Consider the following 22,019-nt stretch of genomic DNA (forward strand, 5'->3'; position numbering starts at 1 on the left):
GTCGGCAATGTACCCAAGGAGGGGCCAGAGGCAAGTTCCGATGTCTTATACCATTGGCAGATTTCGGGCCCGCGCGGTGATCCAAGGTTTTGATCTATCTCATCCTGCCAGCTGGCGACCGGCTTACGATCGGATCAAAGCTCATTGCCCCGGAGACTCCGATGACATACGCGACCGTGATGGTCAGCCTGGCGCTCGATCAGCCCAACGAGGCGCGGCTTCAGCTCGCGGGCGAGCTTGCGGAACGATTCGAGGCGTCGATCATCGGCATTGCTGCGGGGCAGTTCGCCCCGCCGCTGTATTTCAGCGATGGCGCCGCAGCGCAGGGACTGATCGATGAGGGAGAAGCCTCGGTCAAGCGACGCCTGGGCGAGCTCGAGGCGCAATTCCGCGCCGCGATCAGGAATCGCGGCGGACATGTGGAATGGCGCAGCGCCATGGATTTCCCGGCGCGCTTTACGTTCACCCAGGCGCGTTGCGCCGACATCATCGTCACCGGCGGGCAGAGCCCGACCTTCTCCGACGCCTTCGCGCTCGCGAGCCCCAAGGATCTGGTGATGCAAGCCGGCCGGCCGATCCTGGTCGTGCCCGACGGCGTCAACTGGCTCGACCTGCGCAGCGTCCTCGTGGCGTGGAAGGATACGCCGGAAGCGCGGCGGGCGCTGGCCGATGCGCTGCCGATCCTGCGCAAGGCCAGGGATGTTACCGTCGTCGCAATTCCCGAAGGCGACGACGATCGCCCAGCCGCGGTCGCTGGCGTGACCGACGTGACGGCGTGGCTTGCCCGCCACGGCGTGACCGCGATCGCGCGCGTTTCGGAAGCGGCCCGCAACGAAACCGTTGCCGGGCAACTGGAGAAAATTGCCGGCGATGTCGGCGCCAGCCTGGTCGTCGCCGGTGTCTACGGTCATTCGCGCTTCCGCGAACTGATCCTCGGCGGCGTCACCCAGTATCTGGTCACTCAATCTGCCCGCTGCGTGCTGCTGTCGCACTGACGCCGGAGCGATACAAGACGAATCGAAGAGGACGCGCCGTGTACAGATTTCTTGAACAGACCGTCGACGGCTACATGACGCACGACGTCAGGACGGTGAGGCGCGACCTCGACCTGCTCGCGCTGAGCGAGATGTTCGAACGCGACGATTTCAATTCCTATCCGGTCGAGGACGACGGGCAGGTCGTCGGCATCGTCACCAAGTTCGATATCCTGAAGTGCTTCGCCTTCACGCCGAGCCAGATGCTGCCGCGCTATCACGACCTGATGAGCCGCAAAATCGGCGACGTCATGACTCCCGACTTTATCTATGTCAGCCCCGACACGCGGCTGACGCGCGTGCTCCAGATCATGGTCGAGCACCGCATCAGGAGCATCATCGTGCTCGACGGTGCGCAGAAGCTGGTCGGAATCGTCGCGCGCGAGGACGTTATCGCGGCGCTCAAGGCGACGGCACGCGAGTGACAAGGCGGTTGCGTGATTTTACGGAAGATTCTTTTTCTTCCCTTCTCCCCCTGTGGTGGCATAGGCGGCCTTCGGGCCTCCGTTCTTAAGAACGCCGGAGCGAAGCTTCGGCTATGGCGCCGGATGAGAGGTTTTTCTCCACCGAAAGACTCTTCGTGCGGGACCAACCCCTCACCCAAGTGAGTGTGCGGGACGGTCCTCGCTGCCCTCTCACAAGGAGAGAGGGCGCATCAACTGGCTGTGGCGCAGCCCTCACATTAACAGAAATCCACATAGCTTGATTTCAATCAATTCCCCGCGAGGGCGAATGTGGTTTCTGGCCCTGTGTTCTTTCAGAGAGAATCCGCATGAGCCAGCCCTCCATCTCCAAGTCCATGACGTCAGGTGAAAGCGGCCTGGCTGTCGTGTTCGCGGTCACCGCCTTCCTCTGCGTGATTGCCTCGGCCAAGGCGCTCGATGCGCCCTTCGCCTTCCATGCCGCGCTGAGCGCGGCGGCGAGCCTGGCCGCCGTCTTCTGCATCATCAACCGTTACCTCGACCGGCCGGCGGCGCTACCGCCTGCGGAGATCAACGGTCGCCCAAATTACAACATGGGGCCGATCAAGTTCTCCTCCGTCATGGCGATGTTCTGGGGCATTGCCGGCTTTCTCGTCGGCCTCATCATCGCCTCGCAACTGGCGTGGCCGGCGCTGAACTTCGATCTGCCCTGGACCAGCTTCGGCCGCCTGCGTCCGCTGCACACGTCCGCGGTGATTTTCGCCTTCGGCGGCAACGTCCTGATCGCGACCTCCTTCTACGTCGTCCAGAAGAGCTGCCGCGTTCGCCTTGCGGGCGATCTCGCGCCCTGGTTCGTTGTCGTCGGCTACAACTTCTTCATCCTGATCGCCGGCACCGGCTATCTGCTCGGCGTCACCCAGTCGAAGGAATATGCCGAGCCGGAATGGTACGCCGATCTGTGGCTGACCATCGTCTGGGTCACCTATCTGCTGGTCTTCCTTGCCACGATCATCAAGCGCAAGGAACCGCACATCTTCGTCGCGAACTGGTTCTATCTCGCTTTCATCGTGACGATCGCAGTCTTGCATCTCGGCAACAACCCGGCGCTGCCGGTCTCGGTGTTCGGCTCGAAATCCTACATCGCCTGGGGCGGCATCCAGGACGCCATGTTCCAGTGGTGGTACGGCCACAACGCGGTCGGCTTCTTCCTGACCGCCGGCTTCCTCGCCATCATGTACTACTTCATCCCCAAGCGCGCCGAGCGGCCGATCTACTCCTACCGTCTGTCCATCATCCACTTCTGGGCGCTGATCTTCCTCTACATCTGGGCCGGCCCGCACCATCTGCACTACACGGCGCTGCCGGACTGGACCCAGACGCTCGGCATGACCTTCTCGATCATGCTGTGGATGCCCTCCTGGGGCGGCATGATCAACGGTCTGATGACGCTGTCGGGCGCCTGGGACAAGCTGCGCACCGATCCCGTGCTGCGCATGCTCGTGGTCTCCGTCGCCTTCTACGGCATGTCGACCTTCGAGGGCCCGATGATGTCGATCAAGGTGGTCAACTCGCTCAGCCACTACACCGACTGGACCATCGGCCACGTGCACTCCGGCGCGCTCGGCTGGGTCGGCTTCGTCTCCTTTGGCGCACTCTACTGCCTGGTGCCATGGATCTGGAATCGCAAGGGCCTCTACAGCCTCAAGCTCGTCAACTGGCACTTCTGGATCGCGACGCTTGGCATCGTCCTCTACATCTCGGCGATGTGGGTGTCCGGCATCCTTCAGGGCCTGATGTGGCGCGCCTACACCTCGCTCGGCTTCCTCGAATATTCCTTTATCGAGACCGTCGAGGCGATGCATCCCTTCTACATCATCCGCGCAGCCGGCGGCGGGCTGTTCCTGATCGGCGCGTTGATCATGGCCTATAATCTCTGGATGACCGTTCGCGTCGGCGAACAGGAAGTCCAGATGCCCGTCGCTCTTCAGCCGGCGGAATGAGGAGTTTTCCATGTCGTTCTGGACACGCCACCAAATCTTCGAAAAGAACTCGATCATCCTGATCGTCGGCATCCTGCTGGTGATCGCGATCGGCGGTCTCGTCGAGATCACTCCGCTGTTCTACCTCAAGAGCACGATCGAAGCGGTCGACGGGATCAGGCCGTATACGCCGCTGGAGCTCGCCGGGCGCAACGTCTACATCCGCGAGGGCTGCTATCTCTGCCATTCGCAGATGATCCGCCCCTTGCGCGACGAGGTCGAGCGCTACGGTCATTTCTCGCTGGCCGCCGAAAGCATGTACGACCATCCGTTCCAGTGGGGCTCGAAGCGCACCGGTCCCGATCTTGCCCGCGTCGGCGCCAAATATTCCGACGACTGGCACGTCACCCACCTGACCAACCCGCGCGCGATCGTGCCGCAGTCGGTGATGCCCGGCTATCCGTTCCTCAGCCAGACCGAGGTCGATCCGGACACGATCGCCGACCACATGCGCACGCTGCGGACCATCGGCACGCCCTACACCGACGACCAGATCGTCAATGCGGGCGCCGACATGAAGGCCCAGGCCGATCCTGACAATGCCGGCTCCGACGCTTTCACCAAACGCTACGCCAAGGCCGTGGTGCGCAACTTCGACGGCAAGGCCGGCACGCCGACCGAGATGGACGCGCTGATCGCCTATCTCCAGATGCTCGGCACGCTGGTCGACTTCAAGATCTACAACGAGAAAGCCAATCTTCGCTGAGAAGGCACCAACGATGAAAGCCATCCTGACCCTCGACAATCTCGCGTCCGGCCTCGTGACCACGATCTGGACGCCGGTGTTCGTCGCGATCTTCGTCGCGATCATCGCCTACGCATTCTGGCCCCGTAACAAGGCAGCTTTCGACGAAGCGGCACACCTGCCGTTGCGGGAGGAGTAAGAGATCATGACCGATCATCATAGCGACATCGATTCCGTCTCCGGCAGGTCCACGACCGGCCATGAGTGGGACGGCATCAAGGAGCTCAACACGCCGTTGCCGCGCTGGTGGGTAATCACCTTCTACCTCACCATCGTCTGGGCAATCGGCTACTGGATCGTGTATCCGGCCTGGCCGTTGATCTCCAGCAATACCACGGGCCTGTTCGGCTACTCGACGCGGGCCGACGTCGCGGTCGAGCTCGCCAACCTCGAGAAGATCCGCGGAGCCAAGATGGTTGCGCTGGGCGCGGCCTCGCTCGCCGACATCGAGAAGGATCCCGCGTTGCTGGCGCTCGCGCGAGCCAAGGGCAAAACCGTGTTCGGCGACAATTGCGCGCCATGTCACGGCTCAGGCGGCGCCGGCGCCAAGGGCTATCCGAACCTGAACGACGACGACTGGCTGTGGGGCGGCACGCTCGACCAGATCATGCAGACCATCCAGTTCGGCGCACGCTCCGGCCATGCCAAGGCGCACGAAGGCCAGATGCTCGCATTCGGCAAGGACGGCGTGCTGAAACCGGACGAGATCGTCACGGCCGCCAACTATGTCCGGGCACTCTCGGGCCTTCCGACCCGCAAGGGCTATGACGCGGCTAAAGGCGAGAAGATCTTCGCGGAGAATTGCGTCGCCTGCCATGGCGACGGCGGCAAGGGCAACCCGGAGATGGGCGCCCCCAATTTGACCGACAAGATCTGGCTCTATGGTTCGGACGAGGCGACGCTGATCGAGACCATCAGCCAGGGCCGCGCGGGCGTGATGCCGGCCTGGGAAGGGCGGCTCGATCCCGCCACCATCAAGGCGATGGCGGTTTACGTCCACTCGCTGGGCGGCGGAAAATAGCCAACCGGCAGCAAACGGGGGCGAACAAAAAACGCCCCCGCTTGCGCTGGATCAACTGACGCGGCGGCGTCGGGTCTAGGTTTAATCGCACCTCTCGAAAAGCTGCAGGCGATGAACAGGACCGTGAACCCAAAAGAGCTCCCATTAGACGATGACAACGGGCCGCTCTATGTGGCCCAGAAGAAAGTCTATCCTCAGAGCATCTCGGGCACCTTCCGCCGGATCAAATGGGGCCTGATGGCGTTCTGCCTCGGCGTCTACTACTTCCTGCCGTTCGTGCGCTGGAACCGCGGCCTCGGTGCTCCGAGCCAGGCGGTGCTGATCGATCTTCCCAACAGCCGCTTCTATTTCTTCTTCATCGAGCTGTGGCCGCAGGAGGTCTACTACTTCACCGGCCTGCTGATCGTCGCCGCGGTGGCACTATTCCTGATGAACTCGGTCGGCGGCCGCATCTGGTGCGGCTATCTCTGTCCGCAGACGGTGTGGACCGACCTGTTCTATGCAGTCGAGCGTCTGATCGAGGGCGACCGGCGCGAGCGGATGAAGAAGGACAAATCGTCCGACCCGATGAAGCTGGAGCGCATTTCCGAGATCGTGCTCAAGCATTCGATCTGGCTCTTGATCGGGTGGTGGACCGGCGGCGCCTGGGTGCTCTATTTCAACGACGCACCGACGCTGGTCAGGGAACTCGTCACCTTCCAGGCGCCGATGATCGCCTATATCTGGATCGGCATTCTGACGGCTACGACCTACGTGCTCGCCGGCTTCATGCGCGAGCAGGTCTGCACCTATATGTGCCCTTGGCCGCGGATCCAAGCCGCGCTCACCGACGAATGGGCGCTCAACGTGACCTATCGTTACGATCGCGGCGAGAAGCGTACGTCAGTGAAGAAGGCGGCCGAGCTGCGCGCGCTCGGCGAGCAAGTCGGCGACTGTGTCGACTGCTATCAATGCGTCGCCGTGTGCCCGACCGGCATCGACATCCGCAATGGACCGCAGCTGGAATGCATCCAGTGCGGGCTCTGCATCGACGCTTGCGACAGCGTGATGACGAAGATCGGCCGGCCGAAGCGGCTGATCGGCTACGACAACGACGTCAACATCCAGCGCCGCCAGGAAGGCAAGGCGCCGATCTACCGCATCGTCCGGGCCCGCACCGTCGCCTACAGCGCGATCATCGCGGCGGTCGGCGGCATCATGATCTATACGCTTGCGACCCGCAGCCTGCTCGACGTCAACGTGCTGCACGACCGCAACCCGGTCGCGGTCAGGCTCAGCGACGGCTCGATCCGCAACGCCTACACGGTGCGGCTGCTCAACAAGAGCGGCTACGACCGCGTCATCGCCATCGACGCGAACGGTCCGGTCAATGCGACGATCCATGTCATCGGGATCGATTCCGTGACGCCGGACCGGCCGATGATCGTGGTTCCGCGCGACTCCACCAGCGAGCTGCGGCTGCTCGTGACCGCGCCGGCGGAGGGCAATCCGGAAAAGTCGATCCCGGTTCGCTTTCACGTCACCGATATCGGCCTCGGCGAAGTCGCCAGCGCCACCGACAATTTCGTCGCGCCCTAGGATCAGGAGCCCGCCATGGCAACCAAGCCGCTGACCGGAACCAAGGTGTTTCTGATGCTGGTCGCCTTCTTCGGCGTCGTGATCGGCGTCAACGTGACCATGATGAAGCTCGCGATCGCGACGCTGCCGGGCACCGACGTCGACAGCCCCTATGCCGCGGGCCTCACCTACGATCGCGAAATTTCGGCGGCGCAGGACCAGGCCGCGCGCAAATGGAAGGTCAACGCCCATGTCGAGCGCCGAAGCGATGGCGGCGCCGTGCTTCAGGTCGAGGCGCGCGACGCGAGCGGCCAGCCGATCGCCGGACTGAAATTCGGCGGGCGCCTGGAGCGGCCGACCGACAAGCGCGCCGATCTCGCAATCGAGCTCTCGGAGGCCGGCATCGGCCTCTATCGCGGCAATGCCGCATCGGTCGCGCCCGGCCAGTGGGATCTCGTGATCGAGGGCGAGGCGCGGGGAACGCGCGTGTTCATGTCGCGCAACCGCGTGATCCTGAACTGAAGGATTTTGTCATGCACGTCTCGCGCGACTTCTCGCATTACGTCCGGACTGGAGGCGAGGGCGTCCAGCACATCGATCTCGCGGTCGAGGGCGTTCACTGTGCCGGCTGCATGGCCAAGATCGAGCGCGGTCTGTCCGCGATTCCCGACGTCACGCTGGCGCGCGTGAACCTCACCGACCGCCGCGTTGCGCTGGAATGGAAGGCGGGCACACTCGATCCGGCCCGCTTCATCGATCGCCTCGAAGAGCTCGGCTACAAGGCCTATCCTTACGAGACCGAGAGCGCGGAGGCGAGCGAGGTCGCCGAATCGCGCTTCTTGCTGCGCTGCCTCGGCGTCGCCGCGTTCGCCACCATGAACGTGATGATGCTGTCGATCCCGGTGTGGTCCGGCAACGTCTCGGACATGCTGCCGGAACAGCGCGATTTCTTCCACTGGCTGTCGGCGCTGATCGCGCTGCCGGCGGCGGCCTATGCCGGCCAGCCGTTCTTCCGCTCGGCCTGGCGCGCGCTGTCGGCCAGGACCACCAACATGGACGTGCCGATCTCGATCGGCGTGACGCTGGCGCTCGGCATGTCCGTCGTCGAGACCATCAACCAGGCCGAGCACGCCTATTTCGACGCGGCGATCATGCTGCTCACTTTCCTCCTGGTCGGCCGCTTCCTCGACCAGAACATGCGCCGGCGGACCCGCGCGGTCGCGGGCAATCTCGCCGCGCTCAAAGCGGAGACCGCGGCCAAGTTCATCGGGCCTGACGAGATATCTCAAGTGCCGGTGGCCGCGATCTATCCCGGCGACATCGTGCTGCTGCGACCCGGCGAGCGCTGCGCGGTCGACGGTACCGTGATCGAGGGCCGCTCCGAAATCGACCAGAGCCTGATCACCGGCGAGACGCTCTATGTCACCGCCGAGCAGGGCACGCCGGTCTATGCGGGATCGATGAACATCTCGGGTAGCTTGCGGGTGCGGGTCTCGGCCGCCTCCGAGGCGACGCTGCTCGCCGAGATCACGCGGCTGCTCGACAATGCGCTGCAGGCGCGCTCGCGCTACATGCGGCTCGCCGACCGCGCTTCGCGACTTTACGCACCGGTGGTGCATGCCACCGCGCTCGTCACCATCCTCGGTTGGGTCATCGCGGGCGCCGGCTGGCATGATGCGATCGTGACCGGCGTCGCGGTGCTGATCATCACGTGTCCCTGCGCGCTCGGGCTCGCCATTCCGACGGTGCAGACAGTGGCCTCGGGCGCGATGTTCAAGGCGGGTGTCCTGCTGAATTCCGGCGATGCCATCGAGCGTCTCGCGGAAGCCGATCACGTCATCTTCGACAAGACCGGCACGCTGACGCTGCCGGATCTCGAAGTGATGAATGCGGCAGATATCCCCGCTGATATCTTCGAGCTTGCCGGGCGGCTCGCGCTGTCGAGCCATCATCCGGTCGCGGCCGCGGTCGCGCAGGCCTCCGACGCCAGATCGCCGATCGTCGGCGCGGTCGAGGAGGCCGGCCAGGGCGTGCGCGCTGTGGTCGATGGCATCGAGATTCGCCTCGGCCGTCCGTCCTTCTGCGGCGCCGAGACGCTGGTCTCCGACGTCACAAGTCTCGATCCCGAAGCCTCCGTCGTGGCTTTCAGCAAGGGCAGCGAAAAATTCATCCTCTCTGTGCGCCAGGGCCTCCGTCCCGATGCGCAGGCTGTGATCGCGGGGCTGAGGGCGCGCAACATCGGCATCGAGATTCTCTCCGGCGACCGCGAACCGGCGGTGATCGCGGCGGCTCATGCTCTGGGCATCTCCGAATGGCGCGCCGGGGTGACGCCGGCCGACAAGATCGCGCGGATCGAGGTGTTGAAGCAGCGGGGCATGAAGGTCCTGATGGTCGGCGACGGTATGAACGACGCGCCATCGCTGGCGGCAGCGCACGTCTCGATGTCGCCGATTTCGGCCGCGCATTTGAGCCAGGCAACCGCCGATCTCGTCTTCCTCGGCCGGCCGCTGGCCCCGGTCGTCGCCGCCATCGACGCTTCACGCAAGGCGCTGCACTTGATGCGGCAGAATCTCTGGCTTGCGATCGGCTACAATGCCCTCGCGGTGCCGGTGGCGATCAGCGGCGTCGTGACACCCCTGATCGCGGCTGCCGCCATGAGCGGATCGTCGATCCTGGTGATGCTGAATTCGTTGCGCGCGCGCGGCGCCTCGCGGGAGATCGTGTGATGGAGATCCTCGTCATCCTGGTGCCGCTGGCGCTGATGCTCGGTCTCGCCGGTCTCGTCGCCTTCCTCTGGTCGCTCCGCAGCGGCCAGTATGACGATCTCGACGGCGCCGCCTGGCGCGCCATCGCCGACGACGAGCCGCCGCAGGAGGCGCCGGCCAAGCGCTAGCGCTTCAAGGCGAGCGTCAGCAGGGCCGCGACCGCAAGCGCCAGACCCACTCCGGCCACGCAGGCATACCAGCCATAGGCGTCGAACAGCCGGCCGAGGACGGCGGTGCCGATGAGCCCGCCGCAGAAATAGCAGGCGAGATAGGTGCCGCTGGCGATGCCGCGGTTCTCCGCCGCAGCCTGTCCCACGAATCCTGTCGCAGCGGCTTGCGCGGAAAAGGTGCCGATTCCGACCAGAACCATCCCGGCGAGGACCGCGCCCAGGTATGGAGCCAGCATCAGCGGCAGGCCGATCCCTGCGATGGTGAGCGAGCCCCAGATCGTCGGACGCGTTCCGAGGCGGGACGCCACCTTGCCGGCCAGCAACGTCGTGACCACCGACGGCAGGAAGACGAAGTAAACGAATCCGAGGTCCATCATGCCCAGCGACAGCGGTGGCCGAACCAGAACGAAATTGACGAATGTGAAGGTGCCGATGAATGCGAACAGGATGCAGAAGCCGATGCCGTAGGCGGCACGCAGCCGTGAATCCTGCCACTGCACGATCGTCGCGGCAAACGCCGATGCGGTCGGCGTCGTTGCACGCGTCGGCTGTACGCGCGCAATGGTGAAATAGACCAGTGCGGCGCCGGCGAGATTGAGGGCTGCGAAGAAATAGAAATTCCATGCCAGGCCAAGGCTATCGGCGATCGCGGCCGAGACCAGCCGGCCAACGAAATTGCTGGCGACGTTTCCCGTGATGTAGGCGGCAAAGGCGCCGCCGGAATCCACTGCGCTGCATTGCTCGCCGAGATGAGCCAATGTCAATGCGAAGGCGGATGCCATGCAGAGGCCCTGCGCGACTCTTAGGCCGGTGAAGACGGCAAGATTGGGCGCAGTCGCCAGCAGGCTCGTCGGAATCGCGAGCAGGGTCAGGCTGAGCAGGATGCCGGTCCGCCTGTCGATGTGCGGGCTGAGAAAGCCGACGACGAGGCCTGCGACGGCCATGCCGAACGTGCTGGCGTTGACGGCCAGGCTCATCGCCGCCGGGGTGACGCCGTAGTGACGTGTCAGCGAGGGCAGGATTGCCTGTGTCGCGAACAGGTCGACGACGGTCAGGAAGGCAGTGAGGCCGATCACGAGGGAGCGAAGCGCGAGACCTGGTGAATGCGCGTCCATCGTCATCGCGGTCGGTTTGATCGGCGCGGAAAGATCGGTCATTGCAGGCCTCCCTTGTGATGAATGTGGCGCCCGCATGCGGGGCAGCATGGGGATCGCGGGCGCCACATTCGGTCACGCGTGCGCTGGGGTCGCGCACCCGTTACATGTTGTGGTCATGCGGGTCCTTGCGGACGTCGCCGACGTAGAGGATGACCGTTTCCTTGCCGAGGTTCTTCCACCAGTGCGAGGTTCCGGATACCTCCGGGCGGATCTCGCCGGCCTTGTGCACGATCGGATCGACGCAGTTGGAGGCGTGCTCGACGATCTCGCCTTGCTGCACGAAGATCAGGGCAGGGCGATCGTCATGGCTGTGCCAGGGCACGATGCCGCCGGGCTCGATGGTCAGCTTGCGGAAGCGCAGCTCGCGACCTTCGATATGCGCCGGCTGCTTGCCGAGGTCGATGGCGCCGAGCGTGACGTCGGTGACGCCGACCGGCTTGTAGTCGACCATCTGCTGCGCGTTCGGCTTGATCTTGTCGGCCGGGCATTCGCCGGCGAAGACTGGCTGCGCCGAGAGCGTCAAAGCGCCGGCGACCGCAAGTCCCAGCCAGCTTGCGCGGGAAAGTTCGATAGTGTTGAACATCGGGAAGTCTCCTCTGTTGGCCGCGACCTCGAATGCCGTCGGCTATGATCTCAGTTTCCTCGAGATCATGTGTTCGTTGAAATGCCGTGTATCTCTCGAAACCATAGCGAGCCGCTATGTGCGTCCGAGCATGTGCTTGATGTCGGCGGAGAAGGTCGGATAGGCATAGACGTTCTCGTGGATCTGGCTCGCTGTGATGCCAAACTTGATCGCAAGCCCGAAGATATTGATGAGCTCCTGGCCGGCGTGGCCGACAAGGTGCGCGCCGATCACACGGTCGGTGGCGCGATCGACGATCACTTTCGACCAGGCGACGGTCTCGGCATAGGACCGCGCCGAGAACCAGTCGCACATGTCGTTGACGTGGACCTCGATGGCGGATCCGCTCTGCCGAGCCGCCGCCTCGGTCAGACCGACGGCAGCAAGCGCCGGGACGGTGTAGACCGCCGTAGCCATGCCCGTGTAGTCGGGCGCATGTCGTGGTCCGTCGACGATGTTGCGGCCCACGATGTCGCCTTCATAGGTCGCAACAGGCGAAAGTTGCGGAGCCATCGGGACGGCATCGCCGCAGACATGAACCCGAGGATTTGAGGTCGAACGCAAGTGGCAGTCGATGGAGATTCGTCCGTCGGCATGTTCGACCTGACCGGCCGCGAGGTCCAGCGAGTCGGTATTGGCAACCCGGCCGGCACCGTTGACGACACGATCGGCCTCGGCCGCCCGCTCGACCCCGTCTTGGGCAAAGACCACCCTGAACCCGTCGCCGGTCCGCTCGATCCTCTGCACGCTGACGCCGGTCCGGATATTGATGCCGATGCGTTCGCTCTCCACCGCCAGTTGGGCAACCGCATCGGTGTCCATTACCGGCAGGAGCTGAGTCAGCCCCTCGAGAATCGTCACTGCTGCGCCGGCGCGCGCGTAGATGTGAGCGAATTCCAGGGAGATTACGCCGCCGCCGATAAAGATAACCGAAGCCGGCAAGTCGCGATCACTCAATATCGCGTCCGAGGTGACCATGTACTGGGCGCCGGCGATCGGCAGCGGCCGCGGCTTCGAACCCGTCGCGACAACGACGTGTTTGGCCTCGATCACGCGATCGCCGACGCGGATGGTGTTGGGTGCAACGAAGGCACCATACCCCTTGATCACTTCGACCTCGCGCCGCGCCATCGCGCGGGCGAGGTTGTCGGGGATATCCTTGATCATGTTCTTCTCGCGGTCGATCAGCGCCGCCCAGTCGAGCCTGGGCTTGCCGACCGCGATATGATGAGCGGCAGCACGCTCGATGTCGTGCAGCACCTGGCCGGCGGCGACGAGGACCTTCTTCGGCGTGCAGCCGCGATTCGGACAGGTGCCACCGAGATCGAGCGGCTCGATCATCGCGACCGAGAGGCCGGCGCGCCGGACGGGGCCGGTCACGCCGATGCCTGCATTTCCGCCGCCGAGGATGACGACATCGAATGTTTGGCGCACCATGGGACCCTCGTTATTTGACGGTGATGGTGGCCGTGATGGACTTGACGACCATGGTCGCCATCTTGAACTGCGCCTCGCGATTTCGGATGTTGTGCCGCCTTGCGATCCAGTCGAAATCCGTCCACACCGCCCAGACGTCGCCATTGTCGTCCTGGGTCAACAGCAGGCGGACCGGCCAGTCGAGTCCGGCGTTGGGGTTGGCGGTGATGAACTGGGTGCCGAGCGGCGGATTGCCGAAGACCAGCAGGGTGGAGGGGCGAAGCTTGATTCCGGCATCGGAAGCAAGCTTGGACTGATCGACTTCGAAGAAGAATTTGATGCCCTTTGCGGCAATGTCCGCCTTGATGCGACTGATCGCCTCCGACAAGGGGATGGCGCTTTTGACGCGGACAATGCCGTCATCGCTATCGGCTCGCGCAACCGCTGTTGCGGCCGATAGCAGTAGGAACAGCAGCAGAAGCGAGCTGGCGAAATTGGCAAGACGCGATGCGATGTGACGGCTCATGGCGGTCCTCCTGTGAGTAGCAGCTTGGATAGCAGCCAGGATGGACGCGGCGCTCGGCGGAGTGAAATGCGAAACGCCTCTGAACGCGATAGCCCCGCGCTATGGCGGTCCGATACGCGCTTGCTATCGAACCGATTGGAGATCGGCATTTCCGCCTTGGCGGCTTCCGCCGTTTGATGGCAGGGCGCCCGATTGGCGGGCGTTTACGTCAATCCGGAGGAACATCCCATGACGAAACTGTCCAAGACTCTCATTGCCACCGCCGCCTTCGCGGTTATCGCCACATCTGCCTTCTCGGAAGCCGCCTGGGATTTCAAGGCCGGCATGGCCTACATCTATGGTGGGCCCGGCAAGATGTCGGCGATGGCCATGGCCTCGACCGAGAAGAACCATGAGTCCATGATGAAGAACGCCAAGAAGGTGCCTGAGCATACCGTCTTCTTCATGGACAATGGGTCGCTGTACTACACGCCGGGTCGGCTTGATCCGACCGGCAATTTCTACGTGAACTAGGTCGATCCCCGCGTAGCGGCCGCCCCTTGCGGGCGGCCGGACCAGGAAACTAGTATTGGAACCGAAAGCCGGAGCGCAAAATGACTGCCCTTTCGACAACCGATGCCGAACGGCTCAAGGTCGCCTTCCAACGCTGTCGGGACATGGAGGGCACGCTGAACGAGCAACTCCGCGCCTACGCAGATGCGGGGCGTGAAATCTTTCCGGCGTATGGCGAAGCCGTCGACCGCCTCGTCACAAGGCTAGGCCAGAACGGTGGCGGCGATAACGCGCCGCGACCAGGCGAGGCAATGCCGCCTTTCATGCTGCCTGACGAGACCGGACGGCTGGTCTCGCTGCCGTCGCTACTGACGAACGGCCCGGTCGCGGTGATGTTCTTCCGCGGCCATTGGTGTCCCTATTGCCGGCTCAATGTCCGCGCCGTGATCCAGGCGCAGGATCGCATCGCTTCAATGGGCGCGCAGATCGTGGCGATCATGCCGGAAACTCAGGAGTTCACGGGCGTATTCAAAGCCGATTCGAGCGCGCCGTTCCCGGTGCTTACCGATCTCGATAACGGCTATGCGTTGTCTCTCAACCTGGCGATCTGGCTCGGGACGGAGATCCAGCAGCTGCTGTCCTACCAGGACATGGCGAGATTTCACGGCAATGATGGGTGGATGTTGCCGATCCCCGCCGTATTCGTGGTCGGCCGCAATGGTCTCGTGAAAGCCCGCTTCGTCGATCCTGATTTCCGCAAGCGCATGGAGATCGACGATCTGCTCGAGGCGCTCGAAAGCGCGAGCCGTGAACACTGAGCTTCGTGCGAGGTGAGCTCTGTTCCTTCCCGTAGGGACAGCAGCCCGCAACGCTATCCCGCAATCGGTCGCCAGTCCGCGCCGCGCAGCATGCGCATCACGGCGTTGGCAACCGCCGTGCGCTGGCGGCCCGCGACGCCATAGAGATTGACGGTGCGCCGCGCGTCCAGCCCTGAGACGGCGGTGCGCTTCAGGCTGTCCGGGACCGGTGAGGTGTGCGGCAGCATGGCGACGCCGATATCGGCCTCGATCAGTTCGATCAGGTCGCGTTCGCTGGAAATTTCGTGGCCGCGATCGAAGTCGATGCCGTGTTCGCGAAGGCTCGCCCCGATACGCTTGGCGTGCTCGCAATAGTTGCGGACGAGCAATTGCTCGGCGCGGAGGTCATCCAATTCGATGCTGCTGCACTCGGCGAGCCGATTCTCTTTGCTGACGACGAGCTCGAAAGGTTCGGTGAACAGCGGCCAGACGTCGAGACGATCCCAGGCTTCGTCGATCTCGGCGGCGATGCCGAGTTCGGCTTCGCCTTTTTTCAGGAATTCGCCGACCTCGCGGCTCGAGCCGCGCAGGAAACGGAGTTCGAGCCGGTTGAACTGTCGCTTGATTTCGTTGAGGTGCGGAATGAGCAGCGCCAGATCAATCGAATGCGTCAGGGCGACCCTCAGGGCGCCGATCTCGCCGCTTCGAAACGAGGAGGCGAGCGAACGCGCGCCGGCGGCGGCATCATAGCATTGCTTCAGCAGCGGATGCATGCGCTGGCCAAGCTCGGTCAATTGCGCCGCGGGGCGTTCGCGGCGAAACAGATCGCCGCCGAGCTCGGCCTCGAGCTGCTTGATCGCACGCGTCAGCGAAGGCTGCGTCACGTTGCAGTCCTCGGCGGCACGCGTGAAGTTCAAGAGTTGCGCCACCGCGAGGAAATAGCGGACCTGGTGCATTTCCATGGATCGGCTCCTGGCAAGATCGACCGGAACCTAGCCGATCAGCCAGGCGAATGACATCCCGACCGTGATAGCGCGCGGGCATGGTTTCGGAAGCAAACGGGCATTTCCTTAAAGATGGGTCATCCCCCAGAGTTGGCGAAAGCCAGGGTCCGCGCGGCGCGGGCCTCATTGGAGGGATTTGCACCATGAATATTCCGGTCAAACCACAGATCTCGGTATCCTCACGCGTGCTCGCCGGCAAGATTGCGCTGGTGACCGGTTCGACCAGCGGTATCGGGCTCGGCATCGCCCGAGCGCTTGCCGCGGCCGGCGCCGACATCGTGCTGAACGGCCTTGGCGCCGCTGACGAGATCGGCAGGACGCGCGAACAGATCGCGGCCGATTTCGGCGTCAACGCCAGCTTCTCGCCGGCGGACATGACGAGGCCGAAATCCATCGCGGAGATGATTGCGGCCACGATAGCTCAATGCGGCCGGCTCGACATCCTCGTCAACAATGCCGGAATCCAGCATGTGGCGCCCCTCGATCAATTTCCGGTCGAGAAGTGGGACCAGATCCTGGCGATCAACCTGTCGTCGGCCTTTCACACCACCCGAGCTGCGCTACCGGCCATGCGTCAGAACGGCTTTGGCAGGATCATCAACATTTCCTCGAGCCATGGCCTGGTCGGATCGCCCTTCAAGGCCGCCTATGTCGCCGCCAAGCACGGCATCCTCGGCCTGACCAAGGTGACGGCGCTGGAGACCGCGGAAGAGGGCATCACCTGCAACGCGATCTGCCCCGGCTACGTCTACACCCCGCTGGTCGAGGCGCAGATCGATGGCCAGGCGAAAGCACACGGCATCTCGCGTGACCAGGTGATCCGCGACGTGCTGCTGGCGCAACAGCCCAACAAGCGCTTCTCGACGGTCGAGGAGCTCGGTGCGCTCAGCGTATTTCTGTCGACCGACGCGGCGGCCACGATCACCGGGATTGCGTTGCCCGTGGACGGAGGCTGGACCGCGCATTGAAGGCGAGTGCGTAACAAAACATCGCGAGGAACGAACATGGCAAGGATACGGGCTCTCAGGGAGCAGGATATGAACGGCGTAAAGCGCGATAGCAGCGTGTCGAAGGATCTGCCCGGTCAGGTGGTGCTGGTGCTTCAGGGCGGCGGTGCGCTCGGGTCCTATCAGGCAGGGGTGTACCAGGCGCTGCACGAGGCCGGCATCGAGCCGGACTGGATCATCGGCACCTCGATCGGCGCCATCAATGCCTGCCTCATTGCGGGCAACGCGCCCGACCAGCGGCTGGAGCACCTGAAGGAGTTCTGGAAACGGATGGAGCAGAATCCGGTCTGGAATCTGCGCACCGCGTTTCCCGGCTTCAACGAAAAGCTCGCCTATTGGTCGACCGTGACCCACGGCATTCCCGGCTTCTTCCGTCCCAATCCATTGGCGCATGCGGGCGATTCCTATCCGCTCGGAGCCGATCACGCCGGCTTCTATTCGACGGCGCCGCTGGAGCGGACGCTGCTCGAGCTCGTCGATTTCGGCCGGATCAATCGCTGCGCGCCACGGTTGACGGTCGGCGCCGCTCACGTCCGCAGCAGCCAGATGCGCTATTTCGACAGCCGCGACGGCGAGCTGACGGTGAAGCATGTCATGGCGTCAGGCGCGCTGCCGCCGGCGTTTCCGGCCGTGCGCATCGATGGCGAGCTCTATTGGGACGGCGGCATCCTGTCCAACACGCCGACGGAAGCGGTCTTCGACGACAATCCGCGCAAGAATTCGCTGATCTTCGCTGTGCATTTGTGGAATCCCGTCGGCGCTGAGCCGACCACGATGGCGGAAGTGCTGAACCGGCACAAGGATGTGCAATATTCCAGCCGGATCGCGAGCCAGATCACGCGCCAGCAGCAAACCCATCGCCTGCGCCACGTCATTAGCCAGCTCGCCGCGCGACTGCCCGAGGGCGAGCGCAGCGATCCGGCCGTGAGGGAGTTGACCAGCTACGGCTGCCCGACCAGGATGCATGTCGTGCGCCTGCTTGCGCCGCAGCTCGACCGCGAGAGCCACACCAAGGATATCGACTTCAGTCCGTCCGGCATCATGCGGCGCTGGGATGCCGGCTATTCGCACACCAAGTCCGTGCTGGAGCGAAGGCCGTGGGTTGGCGAGTTCGATCCGCTCGCGGGCGTGGTGCTGCACGAACATATGGACGTCATGCCGATTGCGGCGGAGTAAGGGCTTCGTCCGTCATTGCTTCTCGCAGTGACGATTTCACGGGAAGGCAGTCCGGGTTATTGTCGCCCGCTGTCTTCGTCGCGAGGCCTTGCAATTGGTCGCTGAGAGAGATCTGGAATCTGCCCTCGATCAGGTTCGTGCTGATATGGCAGGACCCGTTGCCGGCGTGTTCGGTCCTGACACGGTGACCTGGCAGATCGACCGCGAGGCCGTGATCTTTCTCGGTGCCGGCCGGGCGCTGCTCCTTCAACTCGCGCATCCCTGGGTCGCCGCCGCCATCGCCGAGCATTCGAAAACCTTTGCTGATCCGATCGGACGATTTCACCGCACCTTCGACATCGTCTTTGCCATGGTGTTCGGCTCGCTTGACCGCGCGCTGTTGTCGTCGCGGCAATTGCACCGGCGCCACGGCATGATCGTCGGCAAGATGCCGCAGACCGTCGGTCCGTTCGCGGCAGGCTCGCGCTACTGTGCCAACGATATCCCGTCGCTGCGATGGGTTCATGCCACGCTGGTCGAGACCGCGCTGATGGCGCACGACCTGGTCTTGCCACCGCTCTCGATAGACGAGCGCGAACGCTACTGGACCGAGAGCCGGACATTCGGCGCCCTGTTCGGGCTGACGACGAACAATCTGCCGGCAGACTGGTCCGGCTTCGCCGCCTACACCGCGGCAATGACGGAGTCGGACACGCTGACCGTCAGCCCGGCCGCGCGCGAGATTGCGAGGCAGATTTTTAGCGGTGCCCGTCCCTGGTTGCGGCCGCCGCGGTGGTATCGCGCACTCACGGCGAGCCTGCTGCCGGAACGCCTGCGTGTGGGGTTTGGGTTCGAGCTTGATGAGCGCGACAAGAGGGCCGCCGACAACGCGCTCCGATGGATACGGCGCGTTTATCCCAAATTGCCCGATCGGTTGCGCCATGTCGGTCCCTACCAGGAAGCGCAAGCGCGGCTGCGCGGCGAGCCGCAGCCGGACTGGATGACACGGTGCCTCAACAGGGTCTGGATCGGCCGGCCGCAGATGGATCAGCGCCGCTAAGAAGCACCTCTCGCGTGTCCCGGACAAGCCGCAGCGCGTGAGCGTTGCGGCGCAGAGCCGGGATCCAGGGCCACGAACTCTGTGCAACATGGGCCCCGGCTCTGCAGCGCACCGTCGAAGAGACGCTGCGCTGTGTCCGGGGCACGAGGGAGTGCGCGCTCAAACCGCCGCCAGCTTCCGGTACAACGCGTTGTAGCTGCCGGCCGGGATGCTCCAGGAGAACGACCGTCCCATCGCACTGCGACGCATGGTGTCGAGCTGGTCCTGCGCCACGAAGGCGGAGAACGCGCGGCGGACGCCGCCGAGGAAGGATTCGTGCGAAGGTTTTGAGAACAGGAAGCCGGTTTCGCCGTCGGTAATGGTCTCGGCGAGGCCGCCGGTCTGGTGGCCGATCGGCAGCGAGCCGAAGCGCTGGGCGTACATCTGGCTGAGCCCGCAGGGCTCGAAGCGTGACGGCATCAATGTGAAATCGCTGCCGGCGAAGATGCGGCGCGCCTGGGCCTCGTTGAAGCCGATCACGACCCCGATCGCGTCAGGCCGCCGGCGATGCGCGTCGATCAGCGCCTGCTCGAGCGCCGGCTCGCCGGAGCCGGTGACCACGATCTGCCCGCCGGCATCGACGATCTCATCGGCCGCCGCCAGCACGAGGTCGATGCCCTTCTGGTGCACCAGCCGGGCGACGATGCCGAACATCGGGCCGCGCGACACCGCAAGCCCGAACTGCTTGCGCACATAGTCCGCATTGGCCTTCTTGCCGATCCAGTCGCCGGCGCCGAACTGCTGGGCAAGCTGGGCGCAGGAACGCGGGTCCCAGCTCTCGTCGATGCCGTTGAGGATGCCGGTGAGCTCGGCCGCGTCGGAGCGGACTCGAAGCAGGCCTTCGAGACCGCAGCCGAATTCATCCGTGGTGATCTCCCGCGCATAGGTGCCGCTGACGGTGGTGAGATGCGAGGCGTAGACCAGCCCGGCCTTGAGGAAGGAGAGCTGGTCGTAGAACTCGACGCCGTCGATGTGGAAGGAGCTCTCCGGTGCGCCGATCCGCCGCAGCGAGTCCTTCGGGAAGAGGCCCTGGTAGGCGAGGTTGTGAATGGTCAGGATCGACGGCAGCTTGGAGCCGCGCCAGGCGAGGTAGGCCGGCACGAGCGAAGCCTGCCAGTCATTGGCATGGATCAGGTCTGCTGCCCAATCCTTGTCCAGCGTGCCCATCGCGAGCTCAGCGGCGGCCGAGGCAAAGCGCGCAAAACGGATGTCGTTGTCGGGCCAGTCGCGCCCGGACTCGTCGCCATAGGGGTTGCCGGGCCGGTCGTAGAGTTGCGAACACAACAGCACATAGACCGGCAGGCCGTCCTTGGTCGCGGCGCGGCCGAGCGAGCAGGCCGGCATCTCCGCGAACGCCGGACAGCGGCCAACGACCTGAATATGCGTGAGTTGTTCGATGATGTCGCGATAGCCGGGCAACATGACCCGGATGTCGGCGAAAGGACGGAGGGCTCGGGGGAGTGCAGCGGAAACGGCTCCAAGTCCGCCGACGCGGACAAAGTCGTCCATTTCTGTCGTAACGAACAAGACCCTCAAGAACTGCTGCCCTCTGCCGGAGCCCGATTGCTGCTATGCAAGAACGGGTCCAGTTGCCCTGGAATTCCAAGCCCGCCCGCGAGACGTGTCTGTTCGGTAAAGACTTTCCTACTCAGCCGCCGCCCTCTAGGGTCGGCACACCAACGACAGAGAACTTCGATAAGTTCCTAAGTGACTCAAGGACGCAAGCAGGCATGCAGCTATCAGATAAGCATGAGGGGACCACGACAAAGGCCTTCGCCGGTCTCAGGGTCCTGGATTTTTCGACCACCATCGCCGGTCCCCATTGTGCGCGGATGCTCGCCGACATGGGCGCCGAGGTCATCAAGATCGAGACCGACGGCGGCGAGACGATGCGGACCCGGCCGCCGCTGCGCAAGGGCTGCAGCACCGTTTTCGGCCAGCTCAACGTCGGCAAGAAGAGCGTCGTGCTCGACCTCAAGTCCGAGGACGGCAAGGAGGCGGTCCGCCGGCTGGCCGCGACGGCCGACATCCTGGTCGAGAACTTCCGCCCTGGCGTGATGCACCGGCTGCGGCTCGACTATGACAGAATGCGCGCCGTCAACCCGAAGCTGATCTACTGCTCGATCTCCGGCTACGGCCAGAGCGGCCCGTCGGCCGAGCTGCCGGCCTATGCGCCGGTGATCCATGCAGCCTCCGGCTACGACATGGCGCATCTCGCCTACCAGCCCGGCCGCAGCCGCCCGGATTATTGCGGCATCTACCATGCCGACGTCGTCACCGGCACCTACGGGTTTGGCGCGATCGCGTCGGCGCTCTACCAGCGCACCCTGACTGGGCTCGGCCAGCACATCGACGTTTCCATGCTGGAATCGATGCTGACGCTGACGTTGATCGAGTTGCAGAACTCGCAGTTCACCGTGAAGCCGCCGCCGCGCCCGATGTTTGGGCCGACCGAGACGGCGAGCGGTTACGTCATGATCACGGTTGCCAGCGAGAAGACGTTTCAGGGACTGATGGGCGTGATCGGCCGTCCCGAATGGATCTCCGATCCGCGCTTCTCCACCTATGCCGCGCGTCGCGACCATTGGGCCGACTTGATGGACGGTGTCGAGGCGTGGTCGCGGCAGCTCTCGACCGATGTCTGTCTTGTCGCGCTAGGTACGGCCGGCGTGCCGGCCTCGGCCTACCGCACTGTGTCCGAAGCACTGGCCGATCCGCAGCTCGCGCACCGTGAGGCCCTCTCGTCTGTCGAGGATGAAGGCGGCTCGTTCCAGGTCCTCAATCTGCCGTTCCGAATGACCGGTGCCGATACGACACCGGGCAAGACGATGGCCGTGCTTGGCGAGCACACGGACGGACTGCGCGCGGAGATCGGGCTCACCGACGATGCGCCAATTCCGTCTGGCAAAACAGCCGTGCAAGGCTGAGGGCAAGTCTGACGGGAGGTCTGACGGATACCACGCTGCGGCAAGCAATGCGGCCGTGCGCGTG

General features: G+C 64.1%; 22 protein-coding genes. 16 read left to right on the plus strand and 6 right to left on the minus strand.

All coding sequences use genetic code 11. The features are described 5' to 3' along the window. Positions 1–161: 161 nt before the first annotated feature. The 10 genes from AC0L21_RS19655 (at position 162) to ccoS (ending at position 9,711) form a co-directional block, all read left to right on the plus strand. Positions 162–995 (plus strand): universal stress protein, encoded by an 834-nt coding sequence (locus tag AC0L21_RS19655; protein WP_473263472.1) that lies wholly within the window; start codon positions 162–164, stop codon positions 993–995. Positions 996–1,033: 38 nt separating this feature from the next. Next, positions 1,034–1,459: a CBS domain-containing protein gene (locus tag AC0L21_RS19660; protein ID WP_456765398.1), complete on the plus strand. Its 426-nt coding sequence runs from the start codon at positions 1,034–1,036 to the stop codon at positions 1,457–1,459. Positions 1,460–1,806: 347 nt separating this feature from the next. Further along, entirely contained in the window at positions 1,807–3,456 is a 1,650-nt protein-coding gene (gene ccoN, locus AC0L21_RS19665) for a cytochrome-c oxidase, cbb3-type subunit I (RefSeq protein WP_007607681.1), read from the plus strand. 10 nt (positions 3,457–3,466) lie between these two features. Beyond that, positions 3,467–4,201, plus strand: a complete 735-nt coding sequence (ccoO, locus tag AC0L21_RS19670) for a cytochrome-c oxidase, cbb3-type subunit II (protein WP_473263474.1) — start codon at positions 3,467–3,469, stop codon at positions 4,199–4,201. Positions 4,202–4,214: 13 nt separating this feature from the next. Further along, positions 4,215–4,379 (plus strand): CcoQ/FixQ family Cbb3-type cytochrome c oxidase assembly chaperone, encoded by a 165-nt coding sequence (locus tag AC0L21_RS19675; RefSeq protein ID WP_007594016.1) that lies wholly within the window; start codon positions 4,215–4,217, stop codon positions 4,377–4,379. 6 nt (positions 4,380–4,385) lie between these two features. Next, complete coding sequence (ccoP, locus tag AC0L21_RS19680; RefSeq protein ID WP_473263475.1) at positions 4,386–5,261, plus strand: cytochrome-c oxidase, cbb3-type subunit III; 876 nt, start codon at positions 4,386–4,388, stop codon at positions 5,259–5,261. A 111-nt stretch (positions 5,262–5,372) separates the two neighbouring features. Continuing rightward, the gene (gene ccoG, locus AC0L21_RS19685; RefSeq protein ID WP_473263476.1) at positions 5,373–6,839 is read left to right on the plus strand and encodes a cytochrome c oxidase accessory protein CcoG; all 1,467 of its coding nucleotides are present in this window, start codon (positions 5,373–5,375) and stop codon (positions 6,837–6,839) included. A 15-nt stretch (positions 6,840–6,854) separates the two neighbouring features. Then, positions 6,855–7,340 carry a FixH family protein gene (locus AC0L21_RS19690; RefSeq protein WP_473263477.1) on the plus strand — a complete coding sequence of 162 codons (486 nt, stop codon included), beginning with the start codon at positions 6,855–6,857 and terminating at the stop codon, positions 7,338–7,340. 11 nt (positions 7,341–7,351) lie between these two features. Next, positions 7,352–9,544 (plus strand): cation-translocating P-type ATPase, encoded by a 2,193-nt coding sequence (locus AC0L21_RS19695; protein ID WP_473263478.1) that lies wholly within the window; start codon positions 7,352–7,354, stop codon positions 9,542–9,544. Next, the gene (ccoS, locus tag AC0L21_RS19700; RefSeq protein ID WP_007607689.1) at positions 9,544–9,711 is read left to right on the plus strand and encodes a cbb3-type cytochrome oxidase assembly protein CcoS; all 168 of its coding nucleotides are present in this window, start codon (positions 9,544–9,546) and stop codon (positions 9,709–9,711) included. The genes AC0L21_RS19695 and ccoS overlap by 1 nt, the downstream gene beginning before the upstream one ends. Here ccoS and AC0L21_RS19705 read toward each other — a convergent pair. The 4 genes from AC0L21_RS19705 to AC0L21_RS19720 form a co-directional block, all read right to left on the minus strand. Continuing rightward, positions 9,708–10,910 carry an MFS transporter gene (locus tag AC0L21_RS19705; protein WP_473263479.1) on the minus strand — a complete coding sequence of 401 codons (1,203 nt, stop codon included), beginning with the start codon at positions 10,908–10,910 and terminating at the stop codon, positions 9,708–9,710. The two genes, ccoS and AC0L21_RS19705, sit on opposite strands and share 4 nt — an antisense overlap. Before the next feature lie 100 nt (positions 10,911–11,010). After that, complete coding sequence (locus tag AC0L21_RS19710; protein ID WP_473263480.1) at positions 11,011–11,493, minus strand: cupin domain-containing protein; 483 nt, start codon at positions 11,491–11,493, stop codon at positions 11,011–11,013. Positions 11,494–11,607: 114 nt separating this feature from the next. Next, entirely contained in the window at positions 11,608–12,969 is a 1,362-nt protein-coding gene (locus AC0L21_RS19715; RefSeq protein WP_473263481.1) for a dihydrolipoyl dehydrogenase family protein, read from the minus strand. A gap of 10 nt (positions 12,970–12,979) precedes the next feature. Further along, positions 12,980–13,474: a DUF302 domain-containing protein gene (locus AC0L21_RS19720; protein WP_473263483.1), complete on the minus strand. Its 495-nt coding sequence runs from the start codon at positions 13,472–13,474 to the stop codon at positions 12,980–12,982. 228 nt (positions 13,475–13,702) lie between these two features. Between AC0L21_RS19720 and AC0L21_RS19725 the strand changes: the two genes are divergently transcribed. Together AC0L21_RS19725 and AC0L21_RS19730 are read left to right on the plus strand one after the other, a co-directional pair. After that, positions 13,703–13,987 carry a hypothetical protein gene (locus AC0L21_RS19725; RefSeq protein WP_473263484.1) on the plus strand — a complete coding sequence of 95 codons (285 nt, stop codon included), beginning with the start codon at positions 13,703–13,705 and terminating at the stop codon, positions 13,985–13,987. Positions 13,988–14,067: 80 nt separating this feature from the next. Continuing rightward, the gene (locus AC0L21_RS19730) at positions 14,068–14,784 is read left to right on the plus strand and encodes a peroxiredoxin-like family protein (protein WP_473263485.1); all 717 of its coding nucleotides are present in this window, start codon (positions 14,068–14,070) and stop codon (positions 14,782–14,784) included. Between the two features lie 53 nt (positions 14,785–14,837). On the opposite strand, the gene AC0L21_RS19735 is transcribed toward AC0L21_RS19730, so the two are convergent. Further along, the gene (locus AC0L21_RS19735; protein WP_063993255.1) at positions 14,838–15,725 is read right to left on the minus strand and encodes a LysR family transcriptional regulator; all 888 of its coding nucleotides are present in this window, start codon (positions 15,723–15,725) and stop codon (positions 14,838–14,840) included. Positions 15,726–15,910: 185 nt separating this feature from the next. On the opposite strand from AC0L21_RS19735, the gene AC0L21_RS19740 reads away from it, so the two are divergent. The 3 genes from AC0L21_RS19740 to AC0L21_RS19750 all read left to right on the plus strand — a co-directional run bounded on the left by AC0L21_RS19740 (position 15,911) and on the right by AC0L21_RS19750 (position 18,989). Beyond that, entirely contained in the window at positions 15,911–16,735 is an 825-nt protein-coding gene (locus AC0L21_RS19740; protein WP_473263486.1) for a 3-hydroxybutyrate dehydrogenase, read from the plus strand. A gap of 69 nt (positions 16,736–16,804) precedes the next feature. Further along, complete coding sequence (locus tag AC0L21_RS19745) at positions 16,805–17,950, plus strand: patatin-like phospholipase family protein (RefSeq protein WP_473263487.1); 1,146 nt, start codon at positions 16,805–16,807, stop codon at positions 17,948–17,950. A gap of 94 nt (positions 17,951–18,044) precedes the next feature. Next, on the plus strand, positions 18,045–18,989 hold the full coding sequence (locus tag AC0L21_RS19750; protein ID WP_473263488.1) for an oxygenase MpaB family protein: 945 nt from the start codon (positions 18,045–18,047) through the stop codon (positions 18,987–18,989). A 159-nt stretch (positions 18,990–19,148) separates the two neighbouring features. Here the strand turns inward: AC0L21_RS19750 and glgA are convergent, their stop codons facing one another. After that, positions 19,149–20,564 (minus strand): glycogen synthase GlgA, encoded by a 1,416-nt coding sequence (gene glgA / locus AC0L21_RS19755; RefSeq protein ID WP_473263490.1) that lies wholly within the window; start codon positions 20,562–20,564, stop codon positions 19,149–19,151. Between the two features lie 194 nt (positions 20,565–20,758). On the opposite strand from glgA, the gene AC0L21_RS19760 reads away from it, so the two are divergent. Beyond that, positions 20,759–21,955 carry a CaiB/BaiF CoA transferase family protein gene (locus AC0L21_RS19760; protein WP_473263491.1) on the plus strand — a complete coding sequence of 399 codons (1,197 nt, stop codon included), beginning with the start codon at positions 20,759–20,761 and terminating at the stop codon, positions 21,953–21,955. Positions 21,956–22,019: the final 64 nt, after the last annotated feature.

It is taken from the genome of Bradyrhizobium sp. WSM4873 (assembly GCF_055811355.1).

What these genes read in the sequence shown, in the direction of transcription:
- AC0L21_RS19710 (WP_473263480.1), bottom strand. Translation starts at nt 11,493, where the DNA reads ATGTTCAACACTATCGAACTTTCCCGCGCAAGCTGGCTGGGACTTGCG.
- AC0L21_RS19735 (WP_063993255.1), bottom strand. Translation starts at nt 15,725, where the DNA reads ATGGAAATGCACCAGGTCCGCTATTTCCTCGCGGTGGCGCAACTCTTG.
- AC0L21_RS19760 (WP_473263491.1), top strand. Translation starts at nt 20,759, where the DNA reads ATGCAGCTATCAGATAAGCATGAGGGGACCACGACAAAGGCCTTCGCC.
- AC0L21_RS19690 (WP_473263477.1), top strand. Translation starts at nt 6,855, where the DNA reads ATGGCAACCAAGCCGCTGACCGGAACCAAGGTGTTTCTGATGCTGGTC.
- ccoN (WP_007607681.1), top strand. Translation starts at nt 1,807, where the DNA reads ATGAGCCAGCCCTCCATCTCCAAGTCCATGACGTCAGGTGAAAGCGGC.
- AC0L21_RS19695 (WP_473263478.1), top strand. Translation starts at nt 7,352, where the DNA reads ATGCACGTCTCGCGCGACTTCTCGCATTACGTCCGGACTGGAGGCGAG.
- ccoP (WP_473263475.1), top strand. Translation starts at nt 4,386, where the DNA reads ATGACCGATCATCATAGCGACATCGATTCCGTCTCCGGCAGGTCCACG.
- AC0L21_RS19745 (WP_473263487.1), top strand. Translation starts at nt 16,805, where the DNA reads ATGAACGGCGTAAAGCGCGATAGCAGCGTGTCGAAGGATCTGCCCGGT.
- ccoS (WP_007607689.1), top strand. Translation starts at nt 9,544, where the DNA reads ATGGAGATCCTCGTCATCCTGGTGCCGCTGGCGCTGATGCTCGGTCTC.
- AC0L21_RS19715 (WP_473263481.1), bottom strand. Translation starts at nt 12,969, where the DNA reads ATGGTGCGCCAAACATTCGATGTCGTCATCCTCGGCGGCGGAAATGCA.
- ccoG (WP_473263476.1), top strand. Translation starts at nt 5,373, where the DNA reads ATGAACAGGACCGTGAACCCAAAAGAGCTCCCATTAGACGATGACAAC.
- AC0L21_RS19705 (WP_473263479.1), bottom strand. Translation starts at nt 10,910, where the DNA reads ATGACCGATCTTTCCGCGCCGATCAAACCGACCGCGATGACGATGGAC.
- AC0L21_RS19675 (WP_007594016.1), top strand. Translation starts at nt 4,215, where the DNA reads ATGAAAGCCATCCTGACCCTCGACAATCTCGCGTCCGGCCTCGTGACC.
- AC0L21_RS19655 (WP_473263472.1), top strand. Translation starts at nt 162, where the DNA reads ATGACATACGCGACCGTGATGGTCAGCCTGGCGCTCGATCAGCCCAAC.
- AC0L21_RS19720 (WP_473263483.1), bottom strand. Translation starts at nt 13,474, where the DNA reads ATGAGCCGTCACATCGCATCGCGTCTTGCCAATTTCGCCAGCTCGCTT.
- AC0L21_RS19740 (WP_473263486.1), top strand. Translation starts at nt 15,911, where the DNA reads ATGAATATTCCGGTCAAACCACAGATCTCGGTATCCTCACGCGTGCTC.
- AC0L21_RS19725 (WP_473263484.1), top strand. Translation starts at nt 13,703, where the DNA reads ATGACGAAACTGTCCAAGACTCTCATTGCCACCGCCGCCTTCGCGGTT.
- ccoO (WP_473263474.1), top strand. Translation starts at nt 3,467, where the DNA reads ATGTCGTTCTGGACACGCCACCAAATCTTCGAAAAGAACTCGATCATC.
- AC0L21_RS19730 (WP_473263485.1), top strand. Translation starts at nt 14,068, where the DNA reads ATGACTGCCCTTTCGACAACCGATGCCGAACGGCTCAAGGTCGCCTTC.